Source organism: Bacillus salipaludis, assembly GCF_004358205.1.
Genome location: NZ_SMYO01000002.1, coordinates 496,039 through 511,893 on the forward strand (window position 1 = coordinate 496,039; position 15,855 = coordinate 511,893).

Consider the following 15,855-nt stretch of genomic DNA (forward strand, 5'->3'; position numbering starts at 1 on the left):
CGTGGCTTTTTTGGACCATGTGACTATGTGGTCAGACCCCCACTCCACTATTAAAAGATCGCAGCCTTTGCGGATAAAGCGAAAGATGGCCTCACCCCTCAAGAGAAATCAGAAATTACAAGCCAAGTATTAAAAAGACTAACACCTGAGGAATACAATGCGCTTAAAACCTTTGCGGTGATAGAAGTAAGTAAAAGCTAATTCGACAAAAATCGGGTGGTGCCAGGCACCACCCGATTTTTGTCGAAGAGATCAATATTTGGTTCATTCCCCATCAAATCACGATTTGATTAGGGACAATCCTGAAACAAGACGGATTCATTCTCAAAGATACGGTAATAAAGCCGGAACAGCTGAAAAGTACACGGCATAAAAGAAATCATGCGAACAATAGTGGAGTTTACCCGTGCTTTAAGCAGGTTTTTTAGGATATCGACACTTTTTCATCGAATATCAACACAAAATGGGATTATATCAACACTTTTTTGTAGGATATCAACACAAATTCCGATTATATTAACACTTTTTAAGGTTTTATCAATCTTCCCTTTGCACTGATCATGCTAGGGGATCGGTTTCAGGGGCAAGACCCCATTCATTATATTAGCTCCGGCAAATTTTTATGCAGTTTGCCATTCTGCTTTTAAGAGAGTATTCTCGCTAAACCAAACGCAACTGCTGCTGCAAGTCCTCCAGTAATCGTCGTTTGAACAGCACTCTTAATAGGGGAAGTACCCGTAAACCTTCCTTTTACGTAGCCAAAAATCATCAATGCGATCAGTGTAACGATTGCCGAAACCATTAATGCTGTTGCAGGATGTTTTAAGATAAAATAAGGGAACAGAGGGATTAACCCGCCGACAATATAAGAAACAGCAATGGTAATCGCACTGTTCCTTGCCCTTGTCGGCTCTGGTTTCTCCAACCCTAATTCGAATTTCATCATAAAATCCACCCATTTTTCAGGGTTCTTTTTCATGGTTTCTGTAATCGATTTGATTTGTTCTTCTTCCAGTCCATATTCCCTGAAAATTTCCGATACTTCCTCTTCTTCGCGTTCTGGAAGCTCTATTATTTCACGCTGTTCACGAGCAAGTTCTGATTCGTAATGTTCCACATCTGTTTTTCCTGCCAAGTATCCGCCGAGTCCCATTGCAATTGACCCTGCTGCAATTTCAGCACCTCCTGCTGTGAGAATCAAAGTTGTTGTATCCACAGCACCCGACAAACCAGCAGCTAATGCAAACGGTACGGTTAATCCGTCTGACATACCAATTACAATATCCCGAATGAAATCAGACCCAGAAAAGTGTTCTTCCACGTGATGCAGGTGTTGATCCATTTTTTCACCGCCTATTAACTAATCTAACATCAATATGTGATTCTTTTTGTTGTGTTTAATGTTTTCCTAACTCCTCCTAAAAGGAAAAAGTTTTTTATAGTATTTACGATCGCTAGTAAAAAAATCTCCGAATAAAATTGGAAACATGTATTAGCAAAGATACAAAAACGTTAATTTGGTATTCAATTTTAAAAAAGGCTTTTTTAAAAATTTAAGAATTCATTCATTTAACAAATGTTTCATTTTTCGTGCTAAATTGTATTTAAATAAAATTGAAGGTTATTTTAACTTTAAGTGTTTTTTTTCGAAAAGGCGGGATTCGGTGACAATGCCCAAGTTATATATAGGAGGACATACCAATGAGTACACGGGAAATCAAGGTCCAAAAACAAGGATGGATTCCTAAAAAGGAACGTATATGGGTAATTGTGGCAATTATGATCGCTGCTTTAATCATGCTTTGGGAGCTTAAAGGACTATTACAACTTTCATTCACCACCCTGCATAGCAGGCAGTTTGAACATACATTTAAAGGTTTTGGTTCCAATGGAAGAATTGCCGTTTTTTTTGTACTTGCTTATTATGTGCTTCTTCGTGTTATGAAGCTTCGTCAATTAAAAGGTCAAGTTAAGGTGAAAAAATGGTTGTCCACTTTACTACGTTTTGCCCGAAAATGGCATACTCCAGCAGCGATTATCGCCATCGCTTTTATTGTCTTGCATACGGTAGCTGTCTTTATGCACGGTTTCAAATTTGATTTTAATAATATAAGTGGATTGATTTCCTTGGTAGTCCTGCTTCCAGTTCCTATATCGGGACTATTTCGATATAAGAAGATGGACCGGAAATGGCATTTGCGGTCTGGTATTGCTTTTGCAGTTCTATTTTTAATTCATTCTTTTTTATAGACCACGGGGACGAGAACCATCCCCGTGGTTCTATCTTTTTTTACCACATCTAACACAAACGCTAGTGTAGTAATCATTCTTATGATATTTGCGAAAAAAACAAAAGATTCTTTTTAGCTTCATTTGTGTTTACTCCTCTTTAGGTTATTTAACTATTTGAAAACCTATTGTGATTCGTTATGAATAAAAAAAGGCCATTAATTTTCTTAATAGTTTGAAAGTTATATTTTTATCATACTACAAAATCACCCAATTGTTGGTAAGAAAGTTCGGAGATATTCGACAGGTTTTTTGTGGGACCAGAAAAAGGACGGTATAGATCTCTTAATCTTCATTTTTTTATGTGAATCATCAGAAGAAGGGAAAATAGTAGAGATAGGAAATGTGTGCATAATGAGAACATTTTATTGATTTTTTACCATTTAATTATATAATAGCTAATGTAAATACGCGCTTTGCGGAAATATATGGAAATAAAGTGTAAATTCCAGATTGTGAATTTGGCTTAAAATTCACTCTCAAGAGAAATGATGGATCGTCATGCCCGTTTGCATACGATGAAACATCTACAATGATAGAATCATTAAAGTTTTAAAATAGACGTTGTATTTTAGAAGAATTGCAATGAATTAAAAATGGAGTTGGTATTGTCATGAAGGTTTTACAAAAAACACAAACCATTGTTCGGTATGAAAATCATAATGGTGAAGTATATTACGGAATGGTTGAGGACAATGATATTTTGCAATTGTCCAGTACTTTTGCTGAAATTGCGAACAACGAACTGAAATATGATGGTGTAAGAGTTCAATTTAGTGATGTGAAAATTTTGGAGCCTGTAGCCCCATCAAAAGTGATTAATTTTGGCTGGACCTATGCTGGACACGCTAAAGAGACTGGCGGGGAGGCCAATCTCAAAGAACCCTTTTTGTTCTTAAAACCGGCCTCTTCCTTGATTCCAAATGAAGGGGATATCATTCTTCCGTCAAGTGATTTAACCCAGCAGGTGGAATTGGAGGGGGAAGTTGCCCTTGTCATTGGGAAACGCGGCAAAAATATAAAAGTAGAAGAGGCAATGGATTATGTTTTTGGCTGTACGATCTTTAATGATGTAACGGCAAGAGATCTTACCAAAAAGGATCCCCAGTTTACACGCGCAAAAGGTTTTGACACGTTTGGTCCATTGGGCCCGTGGATTGTGACAGGTATTGATCCATCGAATTTACGGATCGTTACCACTTTAAACGGGAAAGTTGTACAAGACGGGAATACGAATCAGATGTCACTTTCCATTCCATTTCTAATCAGTTGGATTTCACAGGTTATGACACTGGAGCCAGGGGATATTTTGGCTACTGGTTCACCTTCCGGCAGTTGTCCAATGAAGTCGGGCGATGTCGTAACGGTGGAAGTAGAGAATATTGGTAAACTACGTAATTATGTAATCTAGCAACCATTAGGCTGAAGGTAGAGAAGTGCTAACTGCACTTCTCTTTTTTTTAAGTCGGTTTCATTGCCCGATAGAGGTGGAAGGACAAAATCATGCGTGAAACCAATAAAAGTGTCCATCCAAAGTAGCTGGAAGGACAAACGTTTGTGTAGAAGCCCAGCTTGTAGAAACGCGTATCATTGTGCGATATGAGGTCATTTTTTGATAGTTTAGGAGATCAATCGGGAGAATGGGACAGAATTTATCGACAAATAATTTCCTCGGAAACTGTACAATGTTCGTTTTCCAAAGCGCTTTGGAACGTTTTTAATTAAACGTTTAATTGAAAAAGAAAGCGTCGGATGCTGTCGTTTAGGAGAAAGAAATCTGAATAACGATTCTTTCAATTTAAAGTTGTTTCAATCCAATTTTTCTTTACAGTAATTAGAACTTTTAGTGTGGTCAAATTATCCTATAAGAATATTGTTGTGAGGAGAATGCTGCGTTGAAAAATTAAAAGAGTTGATTCAATCACATCTGGAAAGGGCAGACCCCCGCCTATCTGAATGAGGCTGGTATTTGGACATGAATCGTAGAAAATTAAGAAGTCTTGTCTGAATAAAAAACATGGTTTTGAAATACAATTTCAAAAGGTTAAACTGTTTATGAGGAAGGAAAGTTCGTTTAACGAAAGAGGGATATGATGAAATTATCAGGAAATACAGTACTTATTACGGGTGGGGCGGCAGGAATCGGGTTTGCTTTTGCCGAGAGATTCATTAAAGCAGACAATAAAGTTATTGTCTGTGGCCGACGCGAAGCAAGTCTTCAGGAAGCGAAGGAAAAATATCCTGAACTCATCACACGTGTTTGTGATGTCACCAAAGAATCGGACCGGATTGCTTTGTTCGACTGGATCACGAGCGAGCACCCCGATGTGAACGTACTTGTAAATAACGCCGGCATTCAGCAGCGCTTCCATGTTCTTAAAACGAACGCGAAGGATGATTGGAGCTATTACAGCCAAGAAATCGCCTCCAATGTAGAGGCTCCCTTTCATTTTGCCATGCTCTTTGCGCCGTACTTTGCCAACAAGGACTATGCGGCGATCCTTAATGTATCATCCGGTTTAGCCTTTACTCCAATGGCGATTGCGCCGATTTATTCCGCAACGAAAGCGGCGGTTCATTCTTTTACGATGAGCTTAAGAAGTCAGCTTGAAGATACGGCCATTGAAGTGATCGAAGTTGCGCCGCCGGCCGTGAATACCGATCTAGGCGGAGTAGGCCTTCACACCTTTGGCACACCTGTAGATGAATTTGCTGATGCGATCTTTAAAGGCCTTGAAGCAGGAAAAAACGAAATCGGTTATGCCCGTTCTGAAAATGCGCTGAGGATGTCCCGAGATGAAATTGATGAGACCGTAAAGGCGATGTACGCCAATATGAAAAACACCATTCTATAATGAATAAAGAGCTTCCCTTGTGGGGAGCTCTTTATTATTGAATTCTCGGGGTGTGGGAGCAGGAGAATGGCCAGCTGGTTTAAGGATATCGACACTTTTTAGTAGGATATCAACACGAAATGGGATTATATCAACACTTTTTAGTAGGATATCAACACAAAATGGGATTATATCAACACTTTTTGGCAGGATATCAACAAAAATAGGATTATATCAACAATTTTTTAGATCTCCTGCAACAAGATACCAGTGGGGCCCCCCTTGATTAAATGACCAAGGGGACGGTTCTATTGGCTTTTTTGTTCCAAAAAATAAAATAGACTAAGAGAATGGTCCCTTTTTCATGCAAGAAAAGGATCTTTTTTTGCAGTGAATAATATTTTGAATATTTAGTCTAAAAGTCACTTAAGGAAATATATCATTAAAGAACGAATAAAGGAGGGAAACGGATTGAAGAAATTTTTAAGCGCAATACCGTTATCGTTACAACATTTGTTTGCGATGTTTGGTGCAACCGTTTTGGTGCCAGCCCTCACCGGTCTTGATCCAGGAAGTGCTCTTATTGCTAGTGGTGTCGGAACTTTGATTTTTCATCTTATTACAGGCGGAAAGGTTCCAACGTATCTAGGTTCATCCTTTGCCTTTATTGCTCCGCTTGCGTTGTATGTCGGGAAGCTGCATTCACCGGGTGAAGCCGTTGCAGGTCTGATTAGCGTTTCCATTGTTTATGCCATTGTATCATTGATTATATCAATTGTCGGTTTTGAAAAAGTCCGTAAGGTAATTCCTGCAGTTGTCGTCGGACCGGTTGTCAGTATTATCGGTCTTTCGCTGGCAACCACGGCGGTGACTAACATGGCCTCCACCCATTGGGATGTCGCAATCGTCAGCCTTCTTGCGGCAGTCATCGCAACGCTCGCAGGCACAAAGATAATCCGTCTCTTGCCGCTTATCATCGGTCTTGCTGTTGGGTATGTTTATGCCGCCATACGTGGGTTTGTTGATTTTCAAACCATCGCCGCTGCACCGGCTTTTGCTCTTCCGCATTTCGTCGCGCCGGAATTTACCTGGGTCGTCATTCTTGGAATGGCGCCGATAGCCCTGGTTACCATTATCGAGGACCTTGGACATATGTTTGTACTAAATGAGATTATCGGAAAAGATGTAACAAAGAATCCTGGATTTTCAAGGATCTTATGGGGGAATGGCATTGCAACCTTAATCTCCGGTTTCATCGGCGGACCCGCGCAAACCACCTACGCCGAAAATCTTGGGGTTCTCGCCATCACTCGCCAGTTTTCCAGCAGGATCATTCAGGGGGCTGCTGTTCTTGCGATTCTTCTTGGCTTGTTCGGTAAAGTGGGAGCTGTGATTCAATCCATTCCCGTTGCGGTGATGGGTGGTATCTGTATCCTGTTGTTTGGGATGATTGCAGCAATGGGAATCCGTCACCTCCTGGAGGAAAAAGTGAGTCTAGCGAATATGAAAAATTTGGTCATCGTTGCGATTATCTTCATCATCGGGGTTGGATATGCGCATAATGGGATCGCCTATGCTACTATTGCCGGATTGCTCATTTATTGGATCGTACCTGATTTTACGACAAAGAGAGAAGATCAAAATGAAAAAGCTATTTCAAACAATTGAAGCGTTAGGAGAATCTTTTACGGTCAGACTTTGGCTCAATTAAATAAAAAGGGTCTCAATGCCTGGTAATGGGAAGGTTTTATCTAAAAGGTATAGAGAATGTGAGTGGATTTTAGGTGAAAGGTAGTCGATGTTTTAGGATATCAACATATTTTTACGTGATATCAACACAAATTGGGATTATATCAACACATTTTAGGAGGATATCGACACTTTTTGGGTATATATCAACACTTTTTGCTCTTTATCTACAATTCTATTGAACACTGAAACCATGAAAACAGTCCCCATGGCCCTATTTAAAAGCCGTAACCTGTAAATAGGTTACGGCTTTTTTATGAAAGATGATTGCAAGTATTTCCTACTTTGGATGGGTGGGTTAACCCCCTTATTTCATTTGCCCCTTCATTCGGTCCGGCAGGCTCTGTATGGACTGGACCACCATATCAAGCTTCGCTTCAATCCGATAAAGCAAATAGAGTGTCACTACGATCGGAAAACCTACTTCACTAATGATTGGAATAATCTGCTCCATTTTCTGCCACCTCCTTCCATTCTAGTAAAGGAGACCGGTTTCACGAAGAACCCGGCCTCTCTCTTTTATCCCGCATTAACGGACAGTAAGACCCCAGCTTAAGAATTTGATGGACCATTCAGATAAGCGGGGGTCAACTGTCCGTAAAAGCCCGATTGGTTCAACTAACAATCAGTGGGAAAAAGACCCCACTGATTGAAGATTCACCTTATACAAGCTCATAATCTGTTACATTACGTTCCACGATTCTTGCTCCTTTTGCCGAAACAAGATCGCCGCTTCCTGTATAGAAAGCACCGGAACTCACGATCTGATCCATTGATTGTTTCACAACCGCCTCATCAATGGGTTCCTTTGGATTATCAACGGTAATGCGAGCAATTTTACCGGTAGCTGTCTCGAATTGTAATTCCAATGTTTTAGCCAATTTCCTCACCCCCTATCCTCAAAAATGAATTGCTCACTAGACTAATAGATCGGAACTGTCATTTTTCTCGATGCGGTAAAGCGTGTCATTACACAATACAAAGATGGCTTGTGCTGCTTGATAGAGTTGATCCGCTGTTGCCTCTTTTTTTACATTGCTGAAGGTCTTGGATCGTAAAATTGGATTTCCTTCTCCGTCCACACCTGTTTCAAATACGATGCGAAGCTTCGTCGTAGTCAATCGTGCCTGTGCCATTGTTTATCACCTCCTCACACCTTCTATATAAAGAAAAATGGAGGGAAAGGACATGGTGTTGGAAAATAAATTTTCCGCTTAGGGGAAGAAAGCTCCATCTTCTTAGATACGCAGATAAGATGCTTTCGAACGCAGTTAATAGTCCCATTTACGCAGATAAATACATCAGAATGGCAGATAAAATCTAATTTTAACGCAGATAAAACATGGGAGTACAAACAGGGAAGTACATGGAGAGATTTTATCTTTCTTTTTAAAGTGGAAGAAGGATCGATTGGCGTAAAGGCAGACATTGGTATTATGTAGTAAGTGACAATTATCACATATGGTGATAATATTTTAAGTTGTTACAGTATTAAATTAATAGAAATGACGCAATTTATAGCGGAGGAATTTATGAATAGAAGCAGTAAGAAAAAACGAAGTAAATGGAAGGTTTTTGGTTATTCTCTTCTAGGGATTATCGTGGTAGCCATTGCAGCGGTTGGCTTTGCCTACTATCAGCTTCAACCAAAGAATCACTTTAAAAATATTCCCGTAGTGAACGCGAACGCGGGGACAACCGAACAAAAAACACAACCAAGCAATTCTACTGGAACGAATTTTAACCTATTAATCATGGGTTCCGATGCGAGACCAGGTCAAAAAATTGGTCATACGGACAGCATGCTCCTTGCGCATGTTGATTTGGATAAAAATCAAATTAATGCAGTAAGTATTCCACGTGATACACGTGTTCATCTAGATGGTTACGGATATACGAAACTCACCAGTGTCCAGTATATTTTGCAGGCCAATAAAGGTCCTAAGCAAGGGATGGAAGGGGCCGTAAAAGCAATCAGTGATTTTACTGGGGTGCCGATTAATTACTATGTGGAAACCAATTTTGACGGTCTTCAATCGATGATTGATACATTGGGTGGTATTAACATGTACGTGCCAACAGATGTGAAAATTGGTAATAAAGTGGTCACTGCCGGGTCTCATTTCTTGGACGGAAAAACTGTATTATCTCTTTCCCGTGAGCGCCATTCGCTTGCAAATGGAGATTATGGACGTCAGCAGCTTCAATTGGAGGCTCTAAAAGGAATTGCCAAACAAGCTTTAAACCCTAGCAATGTTGCAAAAATGCCTTCACTCGTTAATTCGGTTTCCAAATATATGGTTGGTACGAATATGTCAACATCGGATATGGTTAGCTTAGGCCTTGCCATGAAAGATTTTGATCCTAATAAGCAATTAAAATACAAACAACTAACAGGGGTTGGCCGAACGATGTATGATGACATCCTAAAGGCCAACAATTCCGAAATCATTATTGATCCAGAACAATTAAAAAGCACAATTGCTAAATATTTTAATAGTTAAAAAGAAGCCGTAACCTGCAGATAGGTTACGGCTTTTTTAAAATTAATACTAGGTCCATGATTATAAAAAGGCAGATTAATAGAGCAATCCGAAATAGTGCTACATTAGTGGGCTGGATATCTATAAAACGGTTGCCAAAAGCCTGAAAGGATCATCTTGATTTTAGAGCCTACCTATAGGGTTAATAATAGTTTGATCCAGCCGAGAATAGCAATCCATAACGGAATACTTAAAGAGGCACCCCAAATCAAACCGCAAAAAAAGTTCTCTTGTCGATCCAAAAAAATCAACCCCTATTTTATGTGGTAAACCATTCCCGTCTATCAAATGACCATTCTGTTATATAGAATAATAGGTTCATTATATATATAAAGATAGCAAACAGTGGATGTGAAAAAGCGGGAAGTATGTCGTAGTTAACAAAATGTTTTCGACATGGGCCCAGGTATTAAAACTTTCAGATATCAGTGCTGCGGATTTTGTCAAAGAATGGTAGGTTATTGTATTTATAGATATCCTATTCGTGAGTAAGCGAAGGGCCTCTATTATGATATCAACACTTTTTCACCGGATATCAACACAAAATGGAGTGATATCAACACTTTTTCATCGGATATCAACACAAAATGGAGTTATATCAACACTTTTTAGTGGAATATCAACAAAAGTAGGATTTTATCGACAATTTAATAAATCCCCTTGGAATGCGGACAACTTCGACCAAATCCGGCGCAAACCGCCCCAATCTGAACTCCAGAGCACTTGCTATCATCCGCAGTTTTCCCTATGATTATATTATTATTCTGAATTTTGAATCCTTATGCAAAGGAGGCCGTGTTATCCGAGAACTGGCAAGAAGGCTTTTTATCATCATAAGTCTCCTATTATTTATATCCTTACTACAACCTATTGTATTTGCTGAAGGGAAAACCTATAAAATCGCCGGAGAATGGGACCTTCCTCCTTTTTCTTATAAAGATCAGCAAGGGTCACTGACAGGTATAAATATTAAATTAATGGAAAAAATTGCAGATGCAAACGGGCTTAAATTTGAATATATACCAATGGAGATGCATGAAGCAGAGCAGGCCTTACGAGATGGTAAAATAGATGCAATCGCGGGGGTAACCTATACCACCGAAAAGGATAAAGTATTCGATTTTTCTCAATCCTACTTTACGATGTCCGATTCGTTAATTATCCCAAAAGCAAGTAAGGACAAAATTAAAAGTATCGAAGACCTAAGGAACAGGCATATTGTCCTGCAAGATCATACTCCTGTACTAGGCACGCTACTAAATTTAAGGAATACGAATCTTACCTTGGTGTCCAATCAATACTCTGGTCTTTTAACGCTTCTAAATGGCCGGGCGGACGTTTTTATTGGAAATGAATTTACCGCTTCTTATTTTCTAAAAGAGTTTGATCAACAAGACAACTACCTCATTCTGGATGAAGTCATGAATCCGGCCGATTATGCGATTGCCGTAAAGGAAGGGAATGAGGACCTTCTTTCGATGATTAATCAAACGCTTACAAAATTAAAGGCTAAGGGAGAAGTCAGTAAATTAATTGATCAATGGGTTCGTCCCGAAACCGAAGCGAAAATTGCCCGTTTGGAACATTTTATCTTCTATTTATCTCTCTTTCTTTTGATTGGTGCCCTGATCCTCATTGCAATCTATATTTGGAATCAACGGTTAAAAGCAGCTGTGAATCTTCAAACAAAAGACCTCCAACTATTAAATGAAGATTTACACATGCAACGGCAGCGAACGGCTGATAGCAATGCATTTAAAGATCAAATTTTAAATAATATCGACACTGGCATTGTCACGTTCGATATCGATTTTAAGATCACAAGCTGTAATCAGCGGGCATTGGAAATTCTCGAACTTCCTGCCCATACGAAGTTCAACCTTCAGGATTCGCCCATCTTTTTAAAGCTTTTTGAGCATGATCGTTCTGGACAAGCTTTGCAACAAGAGGGTGCTGATTATTATCGCTTTTTAGAAATAAATGAGAATGGTGAACGGAAGGTCATCTATTATTCTCTCAATAAGATGTTTAACTCACTTGAAAACCAGGCAGGCTATTTGCTCTCCATGAACGACGAAACAGAAAAAAAGAAACTCGAACAAAAGCTGATTACACAAGAAAAGCTCCATGCGCTCGGCCAGTTAGTAGCGGGTGTAGCTCATGAAATTCGGAACCCGTTAACATCGATTAAAACGTTCATCGACCTGATTCCAAAGAAATACGATCAACCGAAATTTCAAAAGGTTCTAATGGAGCATTTACCAGAAGAGGTGAACAGACTCAATCGGATTGTAACCGACTTAATTGATTATGCTCGTCCCAGCTTACCGAATATTCAACCCTGCACGGCTCAACAGCTGACGTCCTTACTCGCTATTCTAAAAGTAACGATGGATAAAAATAGGATTGAATTTGAACAATGCATCGAACCTGATCTTGTTTTTCACATTGATCCGCAGCAAATTCGTCAGGTCCTCCTTAATCTATTATTAAATGCCGTTCATGCAGTGGAAGAGACAGAAGAGAAGAAAATTACAATCTGCATGGCGAAAGAGGATCTCGAGAAGGGGAGGATTTTGATTATAGATACGGGTAAAGGGATGGAGCAAGGGGTGCTCAACCATATCTTTGAACCATTTTTTACGACCAAGGGAAAAGGTGTCGGGCTGGGGTTGACCTTATCTTACAATTTAATCAAAGAGAACCATGGAGATATTCAAGTAAATAGTATTCCTGATCAAGGAACGACATTCACGATTTTATTGCCTTTATACACAAAGGAGGAGATTCGGATTGAAGCCAAGGGTACTGGTTATTGACGATGAACAAGCCATTTGTGCTTCACTTAGCTTTGCTCTTGAGGATGATTATTTTATGATGACGACAACGGATCCGGAGGAAGGCATTGGCATCGTGGAAAAAGAACGGGTCGATATTATTCTGCTGGATCTTCGGATTGGACGTTATAATGGGCTGGATGTTTTGCAAAGAATTAAACAAAAAGATCCATCTGTGACGGTCATCATGATGACTGCTTATGCTTCGATTGAAACCTCCATCGAAGCGATCAAAATGGGTGCCTTTTATTATATTGAAAAGCCGATTAATATCGAAAACCTATCCTTGCTTTTATTAAGAGCCGCTGAGTTTAAGCAAATCTCGAATATGCTTGAAACCCTCCATGAAGAGCTGGAGGAAAGGAAGGGCTTTAAAGACTTCTTAGGAAATAGTAAAGCGATGAAAAATGTCTTTTCAATGATCGATCGCATTAAAGATATCGACTCTTGCGTCTTGATTTCCGGAGAAAGTGGAACGGGGAAAGAACTGGTTGCGAAAAGGATTCATTTTTCAGGGAAGCGTAAGGATGGACCATTAGAAATTTTGAATTGTGCAGCCATCCCTGAAACCTTACTTGAATCGGAATTATTCGGGTATGAAAAGGGAGCGTTTACAGGGGCAACACAGTCAAAGGAAGGAAAGTGGGTCGCCGCCAATGGAGGAACTTTATTTCTTGATGAAATTAGTGAGATGCCTCTGCCCCTTCAGGCTAAATTATTGAGGGTCATTCAAGAACGTGAAGTGACACCTCTCGGATCGAATAAGAAAATCTCATTAGATGTTCGGATTCTATGTGCGGCGAATAAAGATATTGCCCAAATGGTCCAGGAAGGGAAGTTCCGGGAGGATTTGTATTTCAGGCTGAACGTGATTCCGATTAAAACACCGCCATTACGAGAGCGAAAAGAGGATCTGCCGCTGTTGATTGATTATTTTTTGCAAAAGTATTGTAAAGAAATGAGCAGAGAAAAGAGATCCCTTTCTGCAGCTGCCCGCAGACTTTTACTTGACTATCACTATCCGGGTAATGTTCGGGAGCTGGGAAATATCATTGAATACGCAGTAGCGCTTTCCATTGATACCGTCATTGATGAGGGGGATTTGCCTTATTACATGCTAGAGCAAAAGAAAGAGGCTGGCGGTATTTTAAATGATTCTGAGAATAGTATCGTTATTCCGGTCGGTCTATCGATGAAGGAAATTGAGAAAAAGGTCATTTCTGGGACTTTAAAACATTGTGGAAAACACCGTCAAAGGACTGCCGAGACGTTACAAATTTCTGAAAGAAGTCTCCGGGAGAAAATAAAACTATATGAAATCGGAATTGAATAAATTCCGGTATACGGCAAATTTTGCCGAAAATAGCGGCAGAATTTGCCGCTTTTCTTTTTAAAAAAGGGACAACTATTTATGAAAACGCTTTTAAATTCAATAATCTGAAAATTGGCACGGTAATTGCATATTATCTGTGTGAAAGGAGGACAGTCATTGAAAACAGGGACACTTATAAAAATTTTAGTCCTTTTACTCTTTCTTTTGATTGGGTGTATAACGGTTAGTCGGGAATTATTTCCAAGTGGGGTTCAAACCGTTCCTCCACCTGCAGAGGAACTTACAGAAAGTCAAACTCCATTAGTGATTGCGACGGGGGATATGTCAGGTGTCTATTTTCCTTTGGGAGAGGCGATGGCAGATTTATTTCGAAAGTACAATGGAAAAGCAGCTGGAACACAAGTGACGCACGCTTCGATTCAGAATACAAAGCTAGTGAGTCAGAAACAAGCGGAATTAGGATTTAGTACGGTGGATGTCCTGTCATTGCCAGAAACGAAAAAAAAGAAAATTCTCGCCCTTACTGGACTTTACTCGAATTATATCCAAATTGTCACAACCAAAAGTGATATTCATACTTTAGAAGATTTACGTGGGAAAAGGGTCAGTATTGGAACCGTCGAAAGCGGAACCAAACTGATGGCTGAAAGGGTCCTGAAGGCTGCCAATCTAGCAAGCAATGAAATGGATGTATCTACTCTTTCCTTCACACAATCGGCAGATGCCTTAAGAAATGGAACGATTGATGTTGCGTTCTTTTCTTCCGGTTTACCGAATCCAGTGATTTCGGAACTTGCGTCAGAGATGAAAATTTCTCTTATTCCGATTCCAAAACAAATGGCAAAAAGCCTTCATGAGAAGTTTGAATTTTACACACTGGATGAAATAAGCAGTCAAACTTACGCTGGCATCAAGCGTACACCAACATTAATCGTAAAAAATGTCCTTTTTACATACCCGGATTTGCCTAAACAAGAAGCTTACAAACTAGTAAAAACGTTATATGACCATTTACCAGAATCCAAAAACGCTCACCTAGAAGCAATGGAACTCCATTTATCTAATGCAACTGCAGGGATTCCAATCAAGCTCCATCCTGGAGCAAAACAATTTTTCAAAGAAATCATCCATTAAAATACTACTACAAAAAAATAGGGGGCAAGTGAAAATGAAAAAGATCCTTTCATTAATTTCAATCGCTTTACTAATTATTTTATCAGCCTGTGGAGCTCCTAATCCACAAAAGGCCGGAGGGACTGCGAAAGCGGGAAAAGATGGGGAAAAATCTATTACCATTGCAGGAAATGGCGGGGTTATTGAAAAAACCATCCGGGACGTCATTGCTCCGAAATTCAAAAAGGAAACCGGCATCACGGTTAACTTTGTTCCAGGACTTTCTGGAGAAATTTTATCGAAGGTAGAATTACAAAAAAATGCTCCACAAATTGACATTGCCATCTTTGTACCAACCGATGTACAGCGTGCAAATGATAAAGGGCTTATCGATAAAATCGATGAATCGAATGCTCCGAATATGAGTCATGTCGATCCGAAGTTTGTAGCCGTTAAGGATGCAGGTGCTCCAATATTTGGATTGGCCATTGCCCCTGCCTATAATACAAAAACGTTTAAAGAGAAGGGCTTGAAACCGATTGAATCCTGGAACGACTTAGCATCTGGCCAATATGAAGGAAAAACAGCGTTTGTAGATATTACAAATGACTGGGGCTTTAACACCTTAAACGCACTTGCGATGGCAAACGGTGGCGGTACAGATAATGTGGAGCCAGGGATCCAAAAAGCAAAAGAGCTTGCCGGTTACTCCACAACTTTTTATAAAAATTCAACGCAAGTGATGCCAGCGCTTCAGCAAGGTGCTGCTGATGTAACCGTTATGGGAAGCTATGCGATTGGTGATTTAGCGGTTCAAGGTGTTCCACTTAAAATGGTGGTACCAAAAGAAGGGGTACCGATTCAAGCCTTTAGTGGAACTCTTGTGAAAAATACTCCTCACCAGAAGGAAGCACTCGAATTCCTCAACTATGTAGTAAGTGCTGATTCACAAGCTTTAATTGCAGAACAGGGATTTTATCCAGTTGTTGAAGGCGTGAAGTTTCCAGAGAAGTTCCAAGAATCGATTGGGCTAAAGGATACAGACAAAACCTATAAACCTGATTTTGCTGCATACGCGAAAGTACGGGCTGAATGGTCTGATCGTTGGACGAAAGAAGTCGTTCCACAAATCGGTAAAAAATTAAAATAAGAATGGA

At 39.8% G+C, this 15,855-nt stretch carries 13 protein-coding genes; 9 read left to right on the top strand and 4 right to left on the bottom strand.

Features of this window, described 5'->3' with window-relative positions; genetic code table 11:
• Window positions 1–643 precede the first annotated feature (643 nt).
• The gene (locus E2K98_RS05050) at window positions 644–1,342 is read right to left on the bottom strand and encodes a VIT1/CCC1 transporter family protein (RefSeq protein ID WP_133333165.1); all 699 of its coding nucleotides are present in this window, start codon (window positions 1,340–1,342) and stop codon (window positions 644–646) included.
• Between the two features lie 359 nt (window positions 1,343–1,701).
• Here E2K98_RS05050 and E2K98_RS05055 point away from each other — a divergent pair, with 359 nt between their 5' ends.
• The 4 genes from E2K98_RS05055 to E2K98_RS05070 all read left to right on the top strand — a co-directional run bounded on the left by E2K98_RS05055 (window position 1,702) and on the right by E2K98_RS05070 (window position 6,791).
• Window positions 1,702–2,250, top strand: a complete 549-nt coding sequence (locus E2K98_RS05055) for a hypothetical protein (RefSeq protein ID WP_133333166.1) — start codon at window positions 1,702–1,704, stop codon at window positions 2,248–2,250.
• Window positions 2,251–2,902: 652 nt separating this feature from the next.
• Window positions 2,903–3,700 carry a fumarylacetoacetate hydrolase family protein gene (locus tag E2K98_RS05060; protein WP_133333167.1) on the top strand — a complete coding sequence of 266 codons (798 nt, stop codon included), beginning with the start codon at window positions 2,903–2,905 and terminating at the stop codon, window positions 3,698–3,700.
• A gap of 682 nt (window positions 3,701–4,382) precedes the next feature.
• A complete protein-coding gene (locus tag E2K98_RS05065) occupies window positions 4,383–5,144 on the top strand; it encodes an SDR family oxidoreductase (protein ID WP_133333168.1) in 762 nt (253 codons plus the stop codon).
• Between the two features lie 450 nt (window positions 5,145–5,594).
• Window positions 5,595–6,791: a uracil-xanthine permease family protein gene (locus E2K98_RS05070; protein ID WP_133333169.1), complete on the top strand. Its 1,197-nt coding sequence runs from the start codon at window positions 5,595–5,597 to the stop codon at window positions 6,789–6,791.
• Between the two features lie 388 nt (window positions 6,792–7,179).
• Here E2K98_RS05070 and E2K98_RS05075 read toward each other — a convergent pair whose 3' ends face one another.
• The 3 genes from E2K98_RS05075 to E2K98_RS05085 form a co-directional block, all read right to left on the bottom strand.
• The gene (locus E2K98_RS05075; RefSeq protein WP_133333170.1) at window positions 7,180–7,326 is read right to left on the bottom strand and encodes a YvrJ family protein; all 147 of its coding nucleotides are present in this window, start codon (window positions 7,324–7,326) and stop codon (window positions 7,180–7,182) included.
• Between the two features lie 208 nt (window positions 7,327–7,534).
• Window positions 7,535–7,753 carry a DUF2922 domain-containing protein gene (locus tag E2K98_RS05080; protein ID WP_026574131.1) on the bottom strand — a complete coding sequence of 73 codons (219 nt, stop codon included), beginning with the start codon at window positions 7,751–7,753 and terminating at the stop codon, window positions 7,535–7,537.
• Window positions 7,754–7,789: 36 nt separating this feature from the next.
• Complete coding sequence (locus E2K98_RS05085) at window positions 7,790–8,008, bottom strand: DUF1659 domain-containing protein (protein ID WP_026574130.1); 219 nt, start codon at window positions 8,006–8,008, stop codon at window positions 7,790–7,792.
• A 396-nt stretch (window positions 8,009–8,404) separates the two neighbouring features.
• On the opposite strand from E2K98_RS05085, the gene E2K98_RS05090 reads away from it, so the two are divergent.
• The 5 genes from E2K98_RS05090 (at window position 8,405) to E2K98_RS05110 (ending at window position 15,848) form a co-directional block, all read left to right on the top strand.
• Complete coding sequence (locus tag E2K98_RS05090) at window positions 8,405–9,376, top strand: LCP family protein (protein ID WP_208025317.1); 972 nt, start codon at window positions 8,405–8,407, stop codon at window positions 9,374–9,376.
• 704 nt (window positions 9,377–10,080) lie between these two features.
• Window positions 10,081–12,234, top strand: coding sequence for a transporter substrate-binding domain-containing protein (locus E2K98_RS05095; protein ID WP_133333171.1), 2,154 nt, complete (start codon window positions 10,081–10,083; stop codon window positions 12,232–12,234).
• Window positions 12,209–13,585, top strand: coding sequence for a sigma-54-dependent transcriptional regulator (locus E2K98_RS05100; protein ID WP_133333172.1), 1,377 nt, complete (start codon window positions 12,209–12,211; stop codon window positions 13,583–13,585). Before E2K98_RS05095 ends, E2K98_RS05100 begins: the two co-directional genes overlap by 26 nt.
• 156 nt (window positions 13,586–13,741) lie before the next feature.
• A complete protein-coding gene (locus E2K98_RS05105; protein ID WP_165976176.1) occupies window positions 13,742–14,719 on the top strand; it encodes a TAXI family TRAP transporter solute-binding subunit in 978 nt (325 codons plus the stop codon).
• A 34-nt stretch (window positions 14,720–14,753) separates the two neighbouring features.
• Entirely contained in the window at window positions 14,754–15,848 is a 1,095-nt protein-coding gene (locus tag E2K98_RS05110) for an ABC transporter substrate-binding protein (protein WP_133333174.1), read from the top strand.
• The last annotated feature ends 7 nt before the right edge of the window (window positions 15,849–15,855 follow it).